The organism is Microbacterium sp. NPDC056003, from assembly GCF_042274785.1.
Classification (GTDB): Bacteria; Actinomycetota; Actinomycetes; order Actinomycetales; family Microbacteriaceae; genus Microbacterium.
This window is the reverse complement of the sequence record NZ_JBHJXQ010000002.1, coordinates 399,095-418,109: the sequence shown is the minus strand read 5'-3', so window position 1 is coordinate 418,109 and position 19,015 is coordinate 399,095. Positions and strand designations below refer to the sequence as shown.

20 protein-coding genes are annotated in these 19,015 nt (G+C 71.2%); 15 read left to right on the top strand and 5 right to left on the bottom strand.

What is annotated here, in order from left to right; all coding sequences use genetic code 11:
• Positions 1-284 precede the first annotated feature (284 nt).
• Genes ACFC1W_RS11305 through ACFC1W_RS11295 form a run of 3 tightly spaced genes read left to right on the top strand, consistent with a single transcriptional unit; the run spans position 285 to position 1,946 of the window.
• Positions 285-677, top strand: coding sequence for a TraR/DksA family transcriptional regulator (locus ACFC1W_RS11305; protein WP_375992391.1), 393 nt, complete (start codon positions 285-287; stop codon positions 675-677).
• 1 nt (position 678) lies between these two features.
• The gene (locus ACFC1W_RS11300) at positions 679-1,116 is read left to right on the top strand and encodes a YchJ family protein (RefSeq protein ID WP_375992389.1); all 438 of its coding nucleotides are present in this window, start codon (positions 679-681) and stop codon (positions 1,114-1,116) included.
• A gap of 53 nt (positions 1,117-1,169) precedes the next feature.
• The gene (locus tag ACFC1W_RS11295; RefSeq protein WP_375992386.1) at positions 1,170-1,946 is read left to right on the top strand and encodes an isocitrate lyase/phosphoenolpyruvate mutase family protein; all 777 of its coding nucleotides are present in this window, start codon (positions 1,170-1,172) and stop codon (positions 1,944-1,946) included.
• A gap of 4 nt (positions 1,947-1,950) precedes the next feature.
• Here the strand turns inward: ACFC1W_RS11295 and ACFC1W_RS11290 are convergent, their stop codons facing one another.
• Both ACFC1W_RS11290 and ACFC1W_RS11285 read right to left on the bottom strand, forming a co-directional pair.
• Positions 1,951-2,118: a methionine/alanine import family NSS transporter small subunit gene (locus tag ACFC1W_RS11290; RefSeq protein ID WP_375992383.1), complete on the bottom strand. Its 168-nt coding sequence runs from the start codon at positions 2,116-2,118 to the stop codon at positions 1,951-1,953.
• Positions 2,118-3,725 carry a sodium-dependent transporter gene (locus tag ACFC1W_RS11285; RefSeq protein WP_375992381.1) on the bottom strand — a complete coding sequence of 536 codons (1,608 nt, stop codon included), beginning with the start codon at positions 3,723-3,725 and terminating at the stop codon, positions 2,118-2,120. Before ACFC1W_RS11285 ends, ACFC1W_RS11290 begins: the two co-directional genes overlap by 1 nt.
• Positions 3,726-3,861: 136 nt before the next feature.
• Here ACFC1W_RS11285 and ACFC1W_RS11280 point away from each other — a divergent pair, with 136 nt between their 5' ends.
• Positions 3,862-4,956 carry an NAD(P)-binding domain-containing protein gene (locus tag ACFC1W_RS11280; protein ID WP_375992378.1) on the top strand — a complete coding sequence of 365 codons (1,095 nt, stop codon included), beginning with the start codon at positions 3,862-3,864 and terminating at the stop codon, positions 4,954-4,956.
• Between the two features lie 6 nt (positions 4,957-4,962).
• Here ACFC1W_RS11280 and ACFC1W_RS11275 read toward each other — a convergent pair whose 3' ends face one another.
• Positions 4,963-5,988 carry a serine hydrolase domain-containing protein gene (locus ACFC1W_RS11275; RefSeq protein WP_375992375.1) on the bottom strand — a complete coding sequence of 342 codons (1,026 nt, stop codon included), beginning with the start codon at positions 5,986-5,988 and terminating at the stop codon, positions 4,963-4,965.
• A gap of 99 nt (positions 5,989-6,087) precedes the next feature.
• Between ACFC1W_RS11275 and ACFC1W_RS11270 the strand changes: the two genes are divergently transcribed.
• Together ACFC1W_RS11270 and ACFC1W_RS11265 are read left to right on the top strand one after the other, a co-directional pair.
• Positions 6,088-7,548 (top strand): APC family permease, encoded by a 1,461-nt coding sequence (locus ACFC1W_RS11270; RefSeq protein WP_375992372.1) that lies wholly within the window; start codon positions 6,088-6,090, stop codon positions 7,546-7,548.
• Between the two features lie 61 nt (positions 7,549-7,609).
• Entirely contained in the window at positions 7,610-8,254 is a 645-nt protein-coding gene (locus ACFC1W_RS11265; RefSeq protein WP_375992369.1) for an SDR family oxidoreductase, read from the top strand.
• A gap of 35 nt (positions 8,255-8,289) precedes the next feature.
• Here the strand turns inward: ACFC1W_RS11265 and ACFC1W_RS11260 are convergent, their stop codons facing one another.
• Positions 8,290-8,499 (bottom strand): DUF1653 domain-containing protein, encoded by a 210-nt coding sequence (locus ACFC1W_RS11260; protein ID WP_375992367.1) that lies wholly within the window; start codon positions 8,497-8,499, stop codon positions 8,290-8,292.
• A gap of 53 nt (positions 8,500-8,552) precedes the next feature.
• On the opposite strand from ACFC1W_RS11260, the gene ACFC1W_RS11255 reads away from it, so the two are divergent.
• The 7 genes from ACFC1W_RS11255 to ACFC1W_RS11225 all read left to right on the top strand — a co-directional run bounded on the left by ACFC1W_RS11255 (position 8,553) and on the right by ACFC1W_RS11225 (position 16,461).
• Positions 8,553-9,602: a zinc-dependent alcohol dehydrogenase family protein gene (locus ACFC1W_RS11255; RefSeq protein WP_375992365.1), complete on the top strand. Its 1,050-nt coding sequence runs from the start codon at positions 8,553-8,555 to the stop codon at positions 9,600-9,602.
• A 128-nt stretch (positions 9,603-9,730) separates the two neighbouring features.
• Positions 9,731-10,471, top strand: coding sequence for a glucose 1-dehydrogenase (locus ACFC1W_RS11250; RefSeq protein ID WP_241110804.1), 741 nt, complete (start codon positions 9,731-9,733; stop codon positions 10,469-10,471).
• A 12-nt stretch (positions 10,472-10,483) separates the two neighbouring features.
• Positions 10,484-11,107, top strand: coding sequence for a TetR/AcrR family transcriptional regulator (locus ACFC1W_RS11245; protein WP_375992362.1), 624 nt, complete (start codon positions 10,484-10,486; stop codon positions 11,105-11,107).
• A 253-nt stretch (positions 11,108-11,360) separates the two neighbouring features.
• The gene (rpsA, locus tag ACFC1W_RS11240; RefSeq protein WP_375992359.1) at positions 11,361-12,809 is read left to right on the top strand and encodes a 30S ribosomal protein S1; all 1,449 of its coding nucleotides are present in this window, start codon (positions 11,361-11,363) and stop codon (positions 12,807-12,809) included.
• 124 nt (positions 12,810-12,933) lie between these two features.
• Positions 12,934-13,467 carry a GIY-YIG nuclease family protein gene (locus ACFC1W_RS11235; RefSeq protein WP_375992893.1) on the top strand — a complete coding sequence of 178 codons (534 nt, stop codon included), beginning with the start codon at positions 12,934-12,936 and terminating at the stop codon, positions 13,465-13,467.
• 139 nt (positions 13,468-13,606) lie between these two features.
• Positions 13,607-15,298: a sensor histidine kinase gene (locus ACFC1W_RS11230; RefSeq protein ID WP_375992357.1), complete on the top strand. Its 1,692-nt coding sequence runs from the start codon at positions 13,607-13,609 to the stop codon at positions 15,296-15,298.
• Entirely contained in the window at positions 15,295-16,461 is a 1,167-nt protein-coding gene (locus ACFC1W_RS11225; protein WP_375992354.1) for a hypothetical protein, read from the top strand. Before ACFC1W_RS11230 ends, ACFC1W_RS11225 begins: the two co-directional genes overlap by 4 nt.
• A gap of 63 nt (positions 16,462-16,524) precedes the next feature.
• Here the strand turns inward: ACFC1W_RS11225 and ACFC1W_RS11220 are convergent, their stop codons facing one another.
• Positions 16,525-17,370 (bottom strand): response regulator transcription factor, encoded by an 846-nt coding sequence (locus ACFC1W_RS11220; protein WP_375992351.1) that lies wholly within the window; start codon positions 17,368-17,370, stop codon positions 16,525-16,527.
• Between the two features lie 306 nt (positions 17,371-17,676).
• Between ACFC1W_RS11220 and coaE the strand changes: the two genes are divergently transcribed.
• On the top strand, positions 17,677-18,309 hold the full coding sequence (gene coaE, locus ACFC1W_RS11215; protein ID WP_375992348.1) for a dephospho-CoA kinase: 633 nt from the start codon (positions 17,677-17,679) through the stop codon (positions 18,307-18,309).
• Positions 18,310-18,364: 55 nt separating this feature from the next.
• A complete protein-coding gene (locus tag ACFC1W_RS11210; protein WP_375992345.1) occupies positions 18,365-18,970 on the top strand; it encodes a hypothetical protein in 606 nt (201 codons plus the stop codon).
• The last annotated feature ends 45 nt before the right edge of the window (positions 18,971-19,015 follow it).

Here is a 19,015-nt window from a genome sequence, read left to right as displayed (position 1 = left end):
GCGCAGAACGCGTCCTGGGGAGGAGCCGGCGATCTCGTGGGGGGCCGTGACCGCCGGCTCTGGGCGACTCGCAGAGGCCGCCCCTCGTGCCCCTGGGGGTGGGCACGAGGCGGGGCCCCGCCGAGCGTCGGCGCCGTCTGATCCCATGCCGTCTGCCGGGCCCGAATCGGGCGCCGCGCGATGCCATGGGGACACCTCAAGAATCCCACTCCCACCTGGGAGTCGACTGGTGCCCGTTCATGTTCGCGGCACCGGTGCGACCGCGGCGCGTAGGCTCGGGGACGATGTCCGTGCGCTCCGACTCCGCCCCGTCCGACGACGCGGCTGCGAACCGCGAAGCCGACGCAGACCTCGAGGTACTGCGGTCGTCGGCCGCTGCGCGGCTGACAGGTCTCGAGGCTGCGATCGCGCAGCTGCGCTCCGACCGGGGCAGCGACAACGCCGACGACGAGCACGATCCCGAGGGCGTCACCCTGTCGAGCGAGTGGGCGCGCCTCGAGGGTCTGCGCGGCGCCGCGCTGCGCGAGCTCGCCGAGATCGACGACGTCCTCGCGCGACGCCGGTCGGGGAGCGACGGCATCTGCATCGACTGCGGCCGCGGCATCCCACCGGAAAGACTCGCCGTACGACCCACCGCGACCCGCTGCGTGGCCTGCGCCGAGCGGGCGGGGCTCTGACATGTCGTTCGGTGCGGCCGCTTCGTCCGCCCGCGACGTGAGGTTTCGCCGCCCCGCCGCAGACCGGCCGTGCCCGTGCGGGAGCGGAGATCGGTTCGACGGATGCTGCGCGCCGCTGCTCGCCGGAGCGGCAGCGGCCCCGACCGCCGAGCGCCTGATGCGCTCGCGCTACACCGCGTTCGTCACCGGTGACGACCGGTACCTCTCCGATACGTGGCATCCCGGAACCCGTCCCGAGTCCCTCGATCTCGATCCCGCCCAGCGCTGGACGGGACTCGAGATCCTCGCGACGGAGGAGGGCGGCGAAAAGGACGCACGAGGGGTCGTCGAGTTCCGGGCGTCGTGGTCGTCCGGGCGCGAGCGCGGCGCCCTGCACGAGCGGAGCAGGTTCGTCCGCGGGAGCGAACGATGGTGGTACCTCGACGGCGTGGTGTCGTAGCCGAAGCCGAGCCGCCCCGTGCCGTCATCGCACGATCCCGTTAGCGTGGGGGCATGAGCACCCAGGTCGACAGAGCCCAGTCCCTCGCCCGTCTCCACGCCGCCCCGGAGATCCTCCGGCTCGTGAACGTGTGGGACGCCGTCTCCGCGAAGACGATCGCGGCGCTGCCCGAGACGCGGGCGATCGCGACGGCGGGGCACTCGATCGCCGCTTCCTACGGGTACGGCGACGGGCAGATCCCACTCGACCTCATGCTCGACATGGTCGGCCGCATCGTCGAGGCGGTCGGCGACCTGCCGGTGACCGCCGACCTGGACGCCGGTCACGGCGACCCGGGGGAGACGGTGCGCCGTGCGATCGGCAAGGGCGTGGTCGGCGCGAACGTCGAGGACCGGCTCCAGCCGCTCGCGGACTCGGTCGCCGCGGTCGAGGCGATCGTCGCCGCGGGCGAGGCGGAGGGCGTTCCGTTCGTGCTCAACGCCCGCACCGACGCGTTCGTGCGCGCGGGTGGGCGGCCGCTCGACGACTCCATCGCCGACGCGGTCGAGCGCGGCCGCGCATACCTGGACGCCGGCGCCGACCTCGTGTTCGTGCCGGGGATCCTCGACGCCGACGTCACGCGCCGGCTGGTCGAAGGCATCGGCGAGCGCAAGATCAGCGTGATCGGCCTGCCGGGCGCGCTCACCGCACGCGAGTACGAGGAGCTCGGCGTCGCGCGCAACTCCTACGGGCCTCTCCCGCAGCGCGTCGCCCTGACGGCACTGCAGGACGTCGCCGCCGACCTCTACGCCGACGGGGTCATCCCGGCGAGCACCCGCGCGCTCAACTGACGGGTCAGGTGTCGTGCTCGATGGGCGCGACATCCTCGCGGTGGTCGTCCACCGCGCCCGGCGGGTACTCCGCGGGGTCGGGCCGAGACCGCAGGTACAGCGCGCTGGCGACGAGTCCGCCCCAGACGAGGATGATCGACAGGATCAGGAACGTGATGGCGACTCCTGTCATCACGACACCTCCTTCGCGGATGCCTCCGCGTGCGTCCGCGAAGGTGACGAGTACGGCGGCCAGGCCGTGAACGCGTCGGGCGACGACCGCCAGGGGATGAGCGCCATCACGATCGCGGCGATGACGATGAATGCGATGGTGCCCCAGCCGACGACCAGCAGGTACCAGGGGGGCATCCCGCCGTATCCTTCGATCACGAGCGTGACGATCCGCTGGATCAGCATGTAGCCCAGCACGATGGGTGCGAGAACACCCACGAGCAGCACCCAGATGCGGCCGACCTTGAACGTCGAGACGGCGTTGAGGTGGAAGCGCAGTTCGGGTCCGCGGCGGAGCACCCAGATCACGACGATCGTCATGAGCACCGCGGAGGCGACGATGCCGACGTTGTTGGCCCACTGGTCGGCGACGTCGAGGGCGAGCAGCCCGGTCGTCGTCGAGAAGAGCAGGATCGACAGCACGGCGGAGATCGCTCCGACGGTCACCGCCGCGGTGCGTCGGGTGATGCCGAACTTCTCCTGGACCGCCGCCGACACGACCTGGATCACGGAGATCAGAGACGTGAAGCCGGCCATCACCAGAGAGCCGAAGAAGAGGACTCCGAAGATCGGGCCGCCGGGCATCTGCGACACGATGGCGGGGAAGGTGATGAAGCTCAGCCCGACGCCCGTGAGCCCTTCGAGCTCCGATACCGCGACGCCCTGCTCGAACGCGAAGAACCCGAGGGTCGCGAAGACTCCGATGCCCGCGAGGATCTCGAACGACGAGTTCGCGAAGGCGACGACGAGACCGGGGCCCGTGAGGTTCGACCGCCGGCGCCGATACGACGCGTAGGTGATCATGATGCCGAAGGCGATCGACAGCGAGAAGAAGATCTGGCTGTAGGCCGCGATCCACACATTGGGGTTCGCCAGCGCCTCCCAGTTCGGTGTGAACAGCGCGTTCAGACCCTCGACGGCGCCGTCGAGGAAGAGCGCCCGTACGACGAGGATGAGGAAGGCGACCACGAGGAGCGGGAGGAAGATCACGTTCACCCGCTGCAGTCCCTTGGCCACGCCCGCCCACAGCACGGCGATGGTGGCGACCCACACGAGGGTCAGCGGGATCAGCACCCCGGGTACGAACTCGAGGCTGAGGCCGGGCTCGCCGACCTGCAGGTAGTCGCCCGTGAGGAATCCGGCCGGGTCGTCACCCCACCGCAGGTCGAACGAGAAGATGAAGTAGCTCAGCGCCCACGCGATGACGGCGGTGTAGTACAGCCCGATCACGAAAGCGATCGACACCTGGAACCACCCGAGCGACTCGACGGCGCGCTTGCCCCTGCCGGCGAGCCGACGGAACGACGTCGGCGCGGCGCCGCGGGAGCGGTGGCCGATCGCATAGTCCAGGAACAGGATCGGGATGCCGGCCGTGATCAGGGCCACGAGGTAGGGGATGAGGAATGCTCCGCCGCCGTTCTCGTAGGCGACGCCGGGGAACCGCCAGATGTTTCCCAGCCCCACAGCGGAGCCGATCGCCGCGAGGATGAATCCGACTTGGCCGGTCCACTGCTCGCGCGGCCGCCCTGCCTCGGCGCGGGCACCTGCATCGTCTCGGACATTCGTCACGTCATCGTCTCCTTCGTCGATGGCATCTCCGCTTCCGGACGCTACCAGTGGGGTTGGAAGGCGGAAAGGGCGGCGCGCACGCAGCGGGGTACCGGGACCGGGAATCCGATCGCGCCGCGCGCTGTTGGTGCGGAGTATGGAGCCCGCAGCCGTCGACGTCGCCGTGATCGGCGCCGGCCAGGCGGGGCTCTCGGCCGCCTACCACCTGCGTCGTCGCGGGTTCGAGACCCTCGGGCGGGCACAGCCCGGCGACGAGACGTTCGTGGTGCTCGACGCCGATGCGCGGCCGGGCGGTGCCTGGCAGCATCGCTGGGCGTCACTGCGCATGGCGACGGTGAACGGCATCCACGAGCTGCCCGGCTTCCCCGTCCCGCCGGCGGACCCCGCGGCCTCCAGCCGCGACATCCTCCCCGCGTACTTCGCCGAGTACGAGCAGCGGTACGCCCTCGACGTGCAGCGGCCGGTTGCGGTGCGCGCGGTGCGCCGGCAGGGCGACGACCCGGACGGGCGCCTGCTCGTCGAGGCCGATCACGGCGCCTGGAGTGCGCGCTACGTGATCAACGCCACCGGCACGTGGTCGCGCCCGTTCTGGCCGCACTATCCCGGGCAGGAACGCTTCCGCGGACGTCAGCTGCACGTGGCGGACTACGTGTCGCGCGAGGAGTTCGCCGGCAAGAGGGTCGTGATCGTGGGGGCGGGCGTCTCGGCGGTGCAGCTGCTCGATGAGATCTCCCACGTCGCCGAGACGTTCTGGGTCACGCGCCGGGAGCCCGAGTGGGTCGAGGAGGACTTCGACATCCCGGCCCGGGTGGCCGCGATCGCCGGGGTGGAGGACCGCGTGCGGCGCGGCCTGCCGCCCGGGAGCGTCATCTCGGTGACGGGCATGCACTGGACGCCCTGGGCGCGCGCCGCCGATGCGCGAGGCGTGCTGGTGCGGCATCCGATGTTCGCGTCCCTGGAGGAGAGCGGTGTCAGGATGCCCGACGGCACATTCGTGGCCGCCGACGTCATCCTGTGGGCGACGGGCTTCCGCGCGGCCGTCGACCACCTGGCGCCGTTGCGCCTGCGCACGCCCGAGGGCGGCATCCGCGTCGCCGACGGGCGTTCGATCGACGAGCCGCGGCTGTTCCTCATCGGCTACGGGCCGTCGCAGTCGACAGTCGGGGCCAACCGCGCCGGGCGCGACGCCGTGCGCGCGATCGTCGGGGAGCGCGCGGCCGCCGCGGCCTAGCCGGGATCAGCCCGCGAGGGCGTCGGAGTACGCCTTGATGACGCCCCAGGCGCCCTCGGAGGTGTTGGCCACGATGGTCACCGTGGTGCGTGTCCCGGGATCGAAGCGCGAGCGGATCGACACGCCTGCGTCGTACCCTTCGAGCACGATCCCCGGCCCGTCGAGGTCGAGCCAGAAGCCGAGGCCGTAGCGCAGCCCTTCGGACGCGTCGGTGTGACGCGGCCGCCAGAGTTCGGCGACCGACGATTCGGGCAGCACCGCGCCATCGGCGAGCGCGCGCCAGAACCGGCTGAGGTCGGGGGCCGTGGTGAAGGCGCCGCCGTCGCCGTTCCCGCGCACCGGCAGATGCAGCACGTTCGAGCGCAGCGAGTCGGGTTCCTCGTACACGTACCCGATCGCGGCGTCGCCGGGCAGCTCGTCGAGCCGGAGGTAGCCGCTGCGGTCCATGCCGGCGGGGGCGAGCACGCGCTCGCCGACCAGCTCGTGGAACCCCAGCCCCGAGACCCGCTCGGCGACGATCGCCAGGACGATGTAGCCGCCGTTGTTGTACGCGAAGCGCTCGCCGGGGGCGGACTTCTGCGGCTGGCCGTCCACGGCACGCACGAACGCCTCGGTCTGCGCGAGCTCGTGCACGGGGACCGTGAGCACGTAGTCGTCGACCTCCCAGTCGGCCTCCTCGTCGAGGTAGTCGCCGATCCCCGAGGTGTGCGAGAGGAGGTGCTCGATGGTGACGCCGTCGTCGATCGTGGGAAGATCGCGACCCAGGATGCTGCGCACCGGCGTGTCGAGCTGAAGCGCGCCGTCCTCGACCAGCGCCATCGCGGCGAGCGCGGTGAACGCCTTGCTCGCGCTCGCCATGCCGAAGCGCGTGTCGACCGTGTTCGGCACGACGTGCGCGCGGTCGGCGAGTCCGTACGCCTGCGCGAAGACAGGGGCGCCGTCGACATCGATCGATACGACGCCGTTCAGCGCGTCCGCGCGGGCGCGCTCGTCGAGAGCGGCGGCAAGGGCATCGAGGTCGGAGTGCGGCATCCTGCCACGCTACGGCCTGGGTGCGCGGCGCACCAGGCGAGTAGCGTGGGGGACGGTTTCCGGACCACCGCCCCATCCGCGCCACGGGAAGGTCGTCGCATGAGCGCCGCGCGCGACCTGTTCCGACGCAAGCCGGTGACCGCCCCGGTCGCCGCTCCCGGCGGCCTGGCCCGCGGGATCGGCACCTTCCAGCTGGCGATGCTCGGGGTGGGCGCCACGATCGGAACCGGCGTGTTCTTCGTGATGCACGAGGCCGTGCCGCTCGCAGGACCCGCGGTCGTCCTGGCCTTCGTCGTCGCCGCGATCGCCGCGGGGCTGGCGGCGGTCTGCTACGCCGAGATGGCGTCCGCGGTGCCGGTCTCGGGTTCGACGTACTCGTACGCGTACGCCACCCTCGGCGAGATCGTGGCGATGGCGGTCGCAGCCTGCCTCACGCTCGAGTACGGGGTCTCCACGGCGGCCGTCGCGTCGGGGTGGAGCGGGTACCTCGACCGGCTGGTGGGCGACCTGTTCGGGTGGAGCATCCCGGCCGCGCTGACCGTCGGACCTCTCGAGGGCGGAATCGTGAACCTGCCGGCGGTCGTGCTGGTCGGCCTGTGCGCCCTGCTGCTCATCCGGGGCACTCGCGAGTCCGCGACGGTCAACACGGTCATGGTGCTCATCAAGATCGGGGTGCTGCTGATGTTCGCGGCGATCGCGATCAGCGCCTTCAACGCCGATCACTTCGCCGATTTCGCGCCGCACGGAGCGGCGGGCGTCACCGCCGCAGCCGGGACGATCTTCTTCACCTTCATCGGCCTCGACGCCGTCTCGACCGCCGGTGACGAGGTCCGCGATCCGCAGCGCTCGCTGCCGCGCGCCATCATGATCGCGCTCGCCGTCGTCGTCGCGGTCTACCTCTTCGTCGCGATCGCGGCGGTCGGAGCCCAGCCGGCGCAGGACTTCGAAGACCCCGAGCAGCAGAGCGCCGGGCTCGCGGTGATCCTGGGCGACGTGCTGGGTGCGTCCTGGCCGGCGACCGTGCTCGCTGCGGGTGCCGTGGTGTCGATCTTCTCCGTCACCCTCGTCACGCTGTTCGGGCAGACCCGCATCCTGTACGCGATCGGCCGCGACGGCCTGCTCCCGTCCGCGTTCGCGCGGGTCGACCCACGCACCCATACACCGGTGTTCTCGACGGTCGTCGTCGCGATCGCGGTGTCGCTGCTGGCGGGGCTCATCCCGCTGTCGAGCCTGTGGGACCTGGTCTCGATGGGCACCCTGGTCGCGTTCATCGTCGTGTCACTGGGCGTGATCGTGCTGCGCCGGACGCGCCCCGACCTGCCCCGCGCGTTCCGTGTGCCGGGCTATCCCGTCACGCCGATCCTCGCGATCGCGGCGTGCCTGTACCTCATCGTCGGGCTGGGCTGGTCGACCTACCTCTGGTTCGCCGTGTGGGTCCTCGCGGTGCTCGCGTTCTATCTGCTGTGGGGGCGTCGTCACAGCCTGCTGGCGCGGCAGCCTGAGGGAGCGGATGCCGCAGCCGGCGGCGCGACGGATGGCCCGGGGCACGGCGGCTCCTGATCGTTCCGCCCGGTGCGTGACGTTGCGGCGTAGCGTGGGGGATGCGACGAAAGGAGGGCCCATGGCCCGCGTCCTGACCTTCGGCGGCCACGGCAAGGTCGCGCTGCTGCTCGAGGCACTGCTGGCCCAGCGTGGTCACGCGGTCACCGCCGTGATCCGCAACCCCGCGCACGAGGCGGAGGTGGCCGCGACCGGGGCGGTGCCGCTCGTCGCCGACGTCGAGACGTCCGACCTCGCTCAGCTCACTAACCTCGTCGCCGGGAACGACGTCGTGGTCTGGTCGGCCGGGGCCGGAGGCGGCGACCCGGACCGCACCTACGCCGTCGACCGCGATGCGGCCATCAGATCGATGGATGCGGCGACCGCCGCCGGCGTGCGCCGCTACATCATGGTGTCGTGGATCGGCTCGCGCGCCGACCACGGCGTCCCGCCCGACAACTCCTTCTTCCCGTACGCCGACGCCAAGTGGGCCGCCGATGCGCACCTGCAGGCCTCGGCGCTCGACTGGACGATCCTCGGGCCGGGCACGCTGACGCTCGATCCGCCCACCGGACGCATCCAGGTCGACCCCACCGGGCGTGGTGAGGTGAGCAGGGCGGATGTCGCGGCCGTCGCGGCCGCGGTCGTGGACGATCCGGCGACCGCGGGGCGCAGCATCCGCTTCGGGAACGGCGATCAGCCGATCGCCGACGCTCTCCGCGGCTGAGCCGAACGACCGGAGGGGCGTGACCGGCCGGAAGCTCAGGCGATGCGGGTGAAGCGGGGGCCGCGGTGGCCGTCGTGCTCGACCTGCTCCTCCCACATCGACACGGGGCGCACCCAGAGTCCGCGCTCGCCGTAGAGCGCGCGATAGACGACGTGCTCCTCCTCGGTCTCGCTGTGCCGGGCGACCCCGATCACCTCGTACTCGGCACCCCTGAAGTGGCGGTAGGTCCCCGGTTCGATCGGCATGCCCTCAGCGTAGGGCGGCCTGCGTGGTGGGCGGCCCGTCGTAGGCTCGTCGCATGCGTGCCACCGTCATCCATGCTGCCCGTGACATCCGTGTCGAGGAGGTCCCCGATCCCGTACTCTCCACCGGAGCCGACGCCATCGTCCGCGTCGTCGCCGCGTGCGTGTGCGGCTCCGACCTCTGGCCGTACCGAGGTGTGACGCCCACCGACGAGCCTCACCGCATCGGACACGAGTTCGTCGGCATCGTCGAGGCCGTCGGCGTCGACGTGCACACGGTGACGCCCGGCGACTTCGTGATCGCGCCGTTCTACGTGTGCGACGGCACGTGCGCCAACTGCCTCAACGGCGTCAGCACGTCATGCCTCACCGGTGGCTGGTGGGGGAGCGACGACCGTTTCGGCGGCTTCGCCGACGGCGGCCAGGGCGAGTACGTGCGGGTTCCGCTCGCCGACGGCACGCTCGCGGTCGTGCCGGGCCCGGTGGCCGACGACGAGGTCGCGGGTCTGCTCACGCTCAGCGACGTCATGGGCACCGGGCACCACGCAGCCGTCTCGGCAGGCGTCGGTCCCGGCGACTCGGTCGCGGTCGTCGGGGACGGCGCGGTGGGGCTGTGCGCGATCATCGCGGCCACGCGCCTCGGCGCCTCCACGATCATCGCGATGTCGCGGCACCCCGAGCGCCAGGGGCTCGCGCGTGAGTTCGGCGCGACCCACATCGTCGAGGAGCGCGGCGACGAGGGCGTCGCGGCGGTGCGCGAGCTCACCGGCGGGATCGGCGCCGACCGCGTCCTCGAGTGCGTCGGCACCAAGGAGTCGATGGACCAGGCGCTGCGCTCGGCGCGACCCGGCGGCATCGTCGGCTACGTCGGTGCGCCGAACGGCGGACCCGAGCTGCCGATCCGCCAGATGTTCGGCCGCAACGTGGGCGTCAACGGCGGCGTCGCCCCGGTGCGCGGCTACATCGAGGAGCTGCTGCCCGACGTGCGATCCGGCGCGATCCAGCCTGGCCGGGTGTTCGACCTGGTGCTCCCCCTGACCGAGGCGGCCGAGGCCTATGCGGCGATGGATGAGCGTCGCGCGATCAAGGTGATGCTGCGTCCCTGATCCGCGCCGACTTCCCGGATCCGGCCCCACCACTATTCGACAGATGTAGAATAGTGGTGGGCGTCGACGACACCTGCCGGCGCCACCGGGTCACGAGCCCGGGTCTCGATACAGAGGAGGGTGCCGCCATGGCACGCGTTGCAGGAAAGGTCGCTCTGATCAGCGGTGGAGCACGAGGCATGGGGGCGTCTCACGCCCGTCTGCTCGTCGATGAGGGTGCGAAGGTCGTCATCGGCGACCTGCTCGACGCCGAAGGGGAGGCGCTGGCCGCCGAGCTCGGCGACGCGGTGCGCTACGTCCACCTCGACGTCACCCGCTACGACGACTGGCAGAACGCCGTCGAGGTCGCGCTGAAGGAGTTCGGTCGACTCGACGTGCTCGTCAACAACGCCGGCATCGCCAACTTCGGCCCCATCGAGGAGTACACCCTCGATCAGTGGGACACGATCATCGCCATCAACCTCACCGGAGTCTTCTACGGCATCAAGGCCGCGATCGAGCCGCTGAAGAAGAGCGGCAAGGGCTCGATCATCAACATCTCGTCCACCGCGGGCATCCAGGGCTACGAGGCGCTGCCCGGCTACAACGCCGCCAAGTTCGGCGTTCGCGGACTGACGAAGAACGCCGCGCTCGACCTCGGGCGCTACAACATCCGGGTCAACTCCGTGCACCCCGGCGTGATCCGCACCCCGATGACCGACAGCCTCGAGACCCCGCAGAACCACGTGGCGCTGCACCGGGTCGGCGAGCCGATCGAGCTGTCGCAGCTCATCCTCTTCCTGGCGAGCGACGAGTCGAGCTTCTCGACCGGCGCGGAGTTCATCGCCGACGGCGGTGAGACGGCCGGACTGGCCCACTACGAGTCATGATGAGAAGAGCGGATGCCTCGAGCCGAGGCATCCGCTCTCCTCGATCGGAGAGTCATGGGTGAGGACCCTCGGCAGGCGAGGACGCGCGAGGCGCTCGGCGCCGCGCTGGTCCGGCTGCTCGAGTCCGTGCCGCTCGAAGAGGTGAGCGTCGCGCGGCTTTGCCGCGAGGCGGGCGTGCACCGCACGACCTTCTACGGTCACGCCGACAGCGTGGACGCCTTCGCGGTCGCCTGGTTCACGCGCGACCTCGACCAGCTCAGCGCGGTGGACGCCTCGTCGGAGTCCTCGCGCGGCATCGCGGGGGAGTACCTCGATGCCCTGCGCGCTCTGCTGGCCCACGTCGCGGCCGAGCGTCCGGTCTTCCGCGCGATGTTCGCGTCGTCCTCGCGCGGCGCGTTCCGTGCGGCGCTCGAGGAGCGGCTGCGCTCCCGCGCGGCGACGGCGCTCATCGCGTTCGACGAGCACGGGACGACGGGCGTTCCCCAAGGCGCACGCGCCCGTGAGGAGACGGCGGCCTTCATCGCGGGCGCCCTCGTGGGGGTCGTCGAGGTGTGGGCACGCGACGGCGACGACGACGTCCGGGCGGCGAGCGGGCGGATCCTCGCGCTCATGCCGCCGTGGTGGCCGCTGCACTGACGGCGCGAATCGGGGCCGCGACGCCCGTGACGGGAACATCGCAGTGGTCGCCCGCGTTCTGATACCCTGGACTGTCACTCTTGTGGCTATATCGCCACGCCCCGGTGTCGGCCTCGCGCCGGCTCCGATGTGACATCGCACCAACACAATCCGCTTCGCCTCGGCCCGAGGCATCCGCTCGTCATCATGCGATCGGGAGCCGCGAATCGAGCCCAGGCCCGACACCCCCAACCCAACAAGGACAACCCACTACATGACTATCGCAACGACCGCCCCGGCCACCAAGCAGGTCGCCATCAACGACATCGGATCTGCTGAGGACTTCCTCGCCGCGGTCGAACTGACCATCAAGTCCTTCAACGACGGCGACCTCATCGAAGGCACCGTCGTGAAGGTCGACCGCGACGAGGTCCTCCTCGACGTCGGCTTCAAGACCGAGGGCGTCATCCCCTCGCGCGAGCTCTCGATCAAGCACGACGTCGACCCCAACGAGGTCGTCAAGGTCGGCGACGCCGTCGAGGCCCTGGTTCTCCAGAAGGAGGACAAGGAAGGCCGCCTCATCCTGTCGAAGAAGCGCGCGCAGTACGAGCGTGCGTGGGGCGACGTCGAGAAGATCAAGGAGAACGACGGTGTCGTCACCGGCTCCGTGATCGAGGTCGTCAAGGGTGGCCTCATCGTCGACATCGGCCTCCGTGGCTTCCTCCCGGCTTCGCTCATCGAGCTGCGTCGCGTCCGCGACCTCACGCCGTACCTCGGCCAGGAGATCGAGGCGAAGATCCTCGAACTCGACAAGAACCGCAACAACGTCGTGCTCTCGCGCCGCGCGCTCCTCGAGCAGACGCAGTCCGAGTCGCGCACCACGTTCCTCAACAACCTGCACAAGGGCCAGGTCCGCAAGGGCGTCGTCTCGTCGATCGTCAACTTCGGTGCGTTCGTCGACCTGGGCGGCGTGGACGGCCTCGTGCACGTCTCCGAGCTGTCGTGGAAGCACATCGAGCACGCCTCCGAGGTCGTCGAGGTCGGCCAGGAGGTCACCGTCGAGATCCTCGAGGTCGACCTGGACCGCGAGCGCGTGTCGCTCTCGCTCAAGGCGACCCAGGAGGACCCGTGGCAGGTCTTCGCCCGCACCCACGCCATCGGCCAGGTCGCGCCGGGCAAGGTCACCAAGCTCGTTCCGTTCGGCGCGTTCGTCCGCGTCGCCGACGGCATCGAGGGCCTCGTGCACATCTCGGAGCTGTCGGGCAAGCACGTCGAGCTCGCCGAGCAGGTCGTGTCGGTCGGCGAAGAGGTCTTCGTCAAGATCATCGACATCGACCTCGAGCGTCGCCGCATCTCGCTCTCGCTGAAGCAGGCGAACGAGTCGGTCGACCCCAACGGCACCGAGTTCGACCCGGCCCTCTACGGCATGCTCACCGAGTACGACGAGAACGGCGAGTACAAGTACCCCGAGGGCTTCGACTCCGTCAACGGCGTCTGGCTCGACGGCTTCGACGCGCAGCGCGAGAAGTGGGAGCAGGAGTACGCCGCTGCCCAGGGTCGCTGGGAGGCGCACAAGGCCGCCGTCGCGAAGGCGCTCGAGGCCGAGGCCAACGCCCCCGCCGACGCCGGCTCGTCGAGCTTCTCCTCGGAGAGCGCCTCGGGCGGCACGCTCGCCGACGACGAGGCTCTCGCCGCACTGCGCGAGAAGCTGTCGGGCCGCTGATCTGATCAGCAGCTGAACCGTCTGGTTCGAAAGGGCCGGGACCTTCGGGTTCCGGCCCTTTCGCTGTGCCTGGGAGATGTCGGCGGCCGCCCGTACACTCGCGGTCGTGCCCCGCAGTTGCCTCATGATGAGCGGATGCCGCGGCCCCGTGCCGCGCGACGCCCCGGTGCCGCTGTGCGAGTGGCATCTCGCCGTCGCCTCCGAGTGGGAGCAGCGTCGCCACGGCGTCACCGACGTCCTACCCTCACCGTGTGCGCTGTGCGGCTCGCGGCTCGGGGTTCACTACCCGTCGGGCTGGCTGTGCGCGGTGTGCGAGTGGCGGCACGGCGACCTCGTCGACCACGAGTTGCCTCCGCCCCGCGTCGACGTCGTCTACTACGTGCGCTACGACGACCGCATCAAGATCGGCACGTCGGCGAGCCCCAGGCAGCGGCTGACGGCCGTCTGGCACGACGAGCTGCTCGCGTTCGAGCGGGGCGATCGCACCGTCGAACGCCGGCGCCACGAGCAGTTCGCGGTCGACCGCTATCCGCGCACCGAGTGGTTTCGCCGGTCGTCGGCCCTCGAGGCGCACATCGCCGAGCTGGCCGCGGGCGTCGACGACCCGTGGGCGCTGCACGCGCGCTGGCTGAGCGAGGCGGTGGCCCGGGTGGGCTGAGGCGGCGCGGCGGGCCTCGACGGCGGGCGTCGACGCGGGTCTCGACGGCGGGCCTCGACGCGGAGGTCGTGGGCGTCGGTTCGCGCCTGCGTCGCGAGCCCCGCTCACGCGGGGGCGCGGCATCCGTTAGTTTCACCCTATGGACGCCGCGACAGGTGACGGAGCTCATCGCGCGTCGCATCCGTCGGCGGCCCACGTCGGGCGAGCGCGGGCGGCATGGCTGCGCGCGGACTTCGCCGACCGTACGACGGACCGCGCCGCGACGCTGAACCAGCTGCTGCTGTCGTCGGTGGTGTTCGTGCTCGCCGTGCTCGTCGCCTTCACGCCGCCGGACGTCGATCTCGCGCTGTTCTTCCTGGGCGTCGTGGTCGTGTTCGTGGTGACCGGTGCGACGCTCGTCGTGCCCTGGAACCGCCTGAGGTTCGGGTGGGTCGCCGTCGTGCCCGCCATCGACATCGTCGCGATCACCTTCATGGTGCTCGCCGCACCCGACACCGCCATGGGGCTGCTCTGGATCTTCCCGACGATGTGGCTGGCGGCGGGCTTCGGCATGCTCGGGCTGTTCGCGGTGATCGTGGCCGTGGCCGCCATCATCGGCGTGCTGACGGCGCTCACGACCCGCGAGCTCACCTTCACCTCGCTGCTGCTCCCACTCGTGCTGGTCGCCGTAGCCGCTACCAGCCACCTGACCGCCCGGCGGTCCGACGCCCAGCGCACGCTTCTCGCGAAGCAGTCCCAGCTGCTGCGCCGCGTGCTGGAACAGTCGCGCCGGCAGGAGCAGGTCGTCACCGAGGTGCTCGACGCAGTCGACTTCGGCGTGATCCGCATCGACTCCGACGGCAGGATCGCCGTGACGAACGAAGCGAACTCGCGCCTGCAGCAGACGATCCAGGGCGACGCGTCGGCCGAGGCGCCGGTGTTCCGCGACGACGGCGAGACGCGGCTTCCCCCCGACGAGCTGCCCGTCGAGCGCGCGCTGCGGGGCGAGGCCTTCGACGGCCAGGTGGTGTGGTTCGGCGAGGAGCCCGGGCCTCGCCAGGCGCTGAGCATCAGCGCGCGGCGCCTGATCGACCCGAGCGGGGAGGACACCGGCGCGGTCGTCATCTCGCGCGACGTCACGTCCGAGCTCGAGGCGCTGAGGGCCCGCGACGAACTGGTCGCCTCGGTGTCGCACGAGCTCCGCACGCCGCTCACCTCGATCCTCGGATACCTCGACCTCGCGATCGAGGAGCCCGGCCTGCCCGACCACGTGCGGTCCAACCTCGACATCGCCGAGCGCAACGCCGAGCGCCTGCTGCGCATCGTGGCCGACATCCTGGCAGCGTCGAGCTCGTCGCCGGCGTCGGTCGAGGCATCCCTCTCGGCACAGCTGCTGGACGTGCGCGACACGGTGCGCGCCGCCGGCGAGGCCCTGACACCGCGAGCGGCGGGGCGCGCCATCACGATCGACGCCTCGGGGCTCGAGCCGGCCAGGGCGTGGGCCGACCCGATGCGCCTGCGCCAGGTCGTGGACAACCTGGTCTCGAACGCGATCGCCTACAACAAGGACGGCGGGACGGTGTTCCTCGGCACGACCACCGACGGCACGTCGACCTGGATCCTGGTGCGCGACACCGGGGTCGGCATCACCGAAGCCGACCGCGCGCGGCTGTTCCAGCGCTTCTACAAGGCCGGCGCCGAGCGCCGCAGCGGGACGGGGCTTGGTCTCGCCATCACCCGCGACATCGTGCGCGCCCATGGCGGCGAGCTCGGCCTGCACAGCTCGCCCGGCGTCGGCTCGACGTTCATCGTGAAGCTTCCCGCCACGGCTCCGGAAGGAACCCCGCAATGACCCTGCAACTGGCCAGCGTCGTGATCATGACGGCGCTCGTCGTCAACGTGAGCGGCATCCTGTTCATCGTCGAGACGCTGCTGCGCCGGGACGAGGGTGCCGGCCGCATCTGGGCGCTCGGCTTCCTGGCGGCCATGCTGACCACCCTCGCGTACACGATATGGGCGCAGAGCGTGGGCGGATGGTGGGCGATCGCCGTCGGCAACGCCGCCTTCGTCGCCGGCACCGGATGCATGTGGCTCGGATGCCGCCGCTTCAACGGGCGGCGCATGACGTGGTCGTCATGGCTCGTCGCCGTCGGGGTCGTCGGGGCGGGCGCGACCGTGGTGATCCAGGGGCCCGAAGGCGGTGATTGGGCGGGTGCCGTGTGGATGTTCGTGGCCCTGCTGCTCTTCGCCGGCGCGGGTGCGACCGAGTGCGTGCGCGGCGCGCTGCTCGAGTCGCGCACCGCATGGGTGCTGGCGATCGTGCTCGGCATCCAGTCGCTCTACTACGTCTCGCGCACCACCGCGTTCCTCGCCGCCGGTCCCGACAGTGCGCTCTTCGAGAGTGCGTTCGGCACGATCCCGACGAGCTTCCTCACCATCGTGCTCACGATCGTCGCCGTGGTCGTGACGTCGGTGCTCCGCGCGACGCGCGCACCGATGCGCGGCTATCTGCGCCCGGACACGTTCGTCTCGGCGCAAGGCGGCATCCTGTCGCGCGATCTGTTCGACGCCGCGCTGGTCGGCCTCTGCGAGCGGGCTTCCGCGCGCTCGGAGCTCGTCGGCGTGATCGCCGTGCGGGTCGACGACCTCGACCAGATCTCGACGGCGTTCGGAAGCGAAGTCGCGCTGGCCGTCACCCGGACCTGGCGCACCGGCGTGCGCCGCCATGCTCCCTCGAACGCGCTCGTCGGCGAAGACGGTGCGACGGGACTCGTGGTCGGCGTGCTCGTCGACACCGACCTCGACGCGCGTCGGCAGGCCGGCGCGATCTACCGCGGCCTGTTCGACGACCTCGGCAAGGTCGGCGGGGGAGTGATCCCCGTCGTCGGCGTCGGCGTCGCGCTGAGCGACGTCACCGGTCACGACGCGCACGCGCTCCTCCGTGTCGCACGCGAGGCGGCGAGCCGGGCGGCCGCCAGTGTGGAGTCGTCGGTGCTCGTCGGAGAGGCCGACTAGCGGCGTCGGCTCCGGATCACGTCGCTCGGCGTGGGGGACTCGGCGTCACGGGGACGTCACCGGTCACGACGCGGTCAGCCGGTAGCCGACGCCCCGCACGGTCTCGATCCACCGCGGATTCGTCGGCGACTCGCCCAGCTTGCGCCGCAGGTTGGCCACGTGCACCTCGATCGCCCGCGCGTCGCTGTCGCTGACGAACTCGACGCCGGTGAACTGCTCGCCGCGCAGCATGAGTGCGAGGTCGGACTTTCCGCGCACCCGCCGCCCGGCGGCGAGGAGGTCGGCCAGGATGTCGAACTCGCTGCGCGTGAGCTCGAGGTCGTCGCCGTCGACCATGACGATGCGCATGTCGGGGTTGAGCCGGAGTCCCTGGTGCTCGAGCCAGGCGCGGGAGTTGTCGGATGCCTCGACCGCCGGCGTGGCAGCGGCGACATGGTGCCTCGGCCGACGCAGCATCGCGTCGATGCGGGCTCGCAGCTCGCGAGGGCGGAACGGCTTCGCGACGTAGTCGTCTGCACCGGCTTCGAGGCCCTGGAGGGCGTCGATCTCCTCGGTGCGGGCGCTGAGCATCACGATGTACGTCGTGCTGATCGAGCGGATGCGCTTCGCGGTCTCGAAGCCGTCCATTCCGGGCATGTTCACGTCGAGAGTGGTCACGAGGGGCTGGTGCTCGACGACGAGGTCGAGCCCGTCCTGGCCGTTGCCGGCTCCGTGCACCTCGAAACCGGCCTGTGCGAGCACCGCGGACAAGAGCGAGCGGATGTCCTCCTCGTCCTCGATGACGACGGCCACGCGCTGATCTTCCACCGATTCATCCTCCGGCGTCAGCGAGACGAGCGCCGTCTCGCGGACGTCGGTCAGGATATCCCAGAACGCGTGCTGGAACAGGCGCGGCGCGTGGGCGGTCATGATCTGCACCGTGTCCTCGCCCGCGCGGCGGGGATGGGGGTGGCGATCGCCCCCACGATCGCCACCCCACCGCACCGAGTCCCGGCCCCGTCACTCCGTCTCGTTCCGGAGACGGACAGGTGGGTGGCTGGGCATCGAGCCTGCCGCGCAATGCTGCGTCGGTAGGCCACGTCCCAACCTCCCCAGAGACCCCCACGAAGCCGGTCTTCTTTCGGGTTGCCCCGACGCTACTCGCATGCGCTCAGGCCACCCTCAGTGCGACCTCAGGAGCGCCCAAGGTTCACGCGCACATGGCATTCTCGTTGCATGCCCCTCATTGCCCTCACCGGCGGTATCGCGTCGGGGAAGTCCACCATCGCGCGACGGCTCGCCGAACTCGGTGCCGTCGTCGTGGACGCCGATCAGATCGTCCGCGACGTCCAGCAGCCCGGTTCTCCGGTGCTCGCGGCGATCGCGCAGGAATTCGGTGACGGGATGCTCCAGCCCGACGGCGCGCTGGACCGAGCGGCGCTCGCCGGCAGGGTGTTCGGCGACGGCGCGGCCGTGACGCGGTTGAACGCGATCGTCCATCCTGCGGTGCGCGCCGAGTCCGCGCGCCGCTTCGCCGAGGCGCGGGACGCCGACCCGTCGGCGGTCGTCGTCTACGACGTTCCGCTGCTGGTCGAGGCGAGGGTCGACGACCCGTGGGAGCTCATCGTGGTCGCCGACGCCCCGGCCGGCGTCCGGCGGCAGCGGCTCGTCGAGCTGCGCGGCATGAGCGAAGCCGACGCCGCCGCACGGATCGCCGCGCAGGTGCCCGACGAGGCGCGCCTGGCGATCGCCGACGCCGTGATCGACACCACCGGCTCACTCGACGACACCGTCCGCCAGGTGGACGAGCTGTGGGCGACGCTGCCCGCGCGGCTCGCTGCGCGCGCCGCCGCGCGATCGCCGGGGTAGGGCCGGCGCCGCGGACGGCGTAGCCTGACACCACACACGGAGGTGGCGCATGGGCATGCTCTCGAGATTCCGGCGCAAGCGGCGCTACGCGGCGCTGACCGACGAGGAGCGGATGGGCAGGTACGTGTACCTGCTCAACACGCTTCCGGCATCCGTCATCGAGAAGGCGCACGCGGCCGCGTTCCGCGATGTTCCCGCCGCCCGACGGCGCGCGATGTTCGAGCAGCTGCGACCCTTCCTGTCGGATGCGGAGCAGGATGCCGCGGCCGACGACCCGACGGTGCTCGCGAGGCTGTTCCGCCGAGCGGAGGAGCGCCGCGCCCAGCGCGCGCAGGACGCGGGGTCTGGCGCAGACCGCGACGCCCGCGACGACATCGATCCGCGCACGCTGCTGACGAGCAGCGGCGTCGCGGCCGTCGTCTCGCAGAACTTCCTGCTCTCCGCTGTCGTGGTGACGTACTTCTCGTCGGGGGCGGGGTCGCTGGCGATCGCATCGGAGCCGGCGTGGGTCGGCGACACGTACGACCCGGGAACGTCGTCGGCCTTCGACGGCGGGGGTTTCGCGGGCGATCACGGCGGCGGGGGATTCGACGGCGGGGGCTTCGGGGGAGGGTTCGACGGAGGGGGCTTCGGCGGCGGCGACGGCGGCGGAGGGTTCTGAGTCGGTCCGCCCGGCGCGAACGCCGGCCCGCGTGTCGGAGGGGCC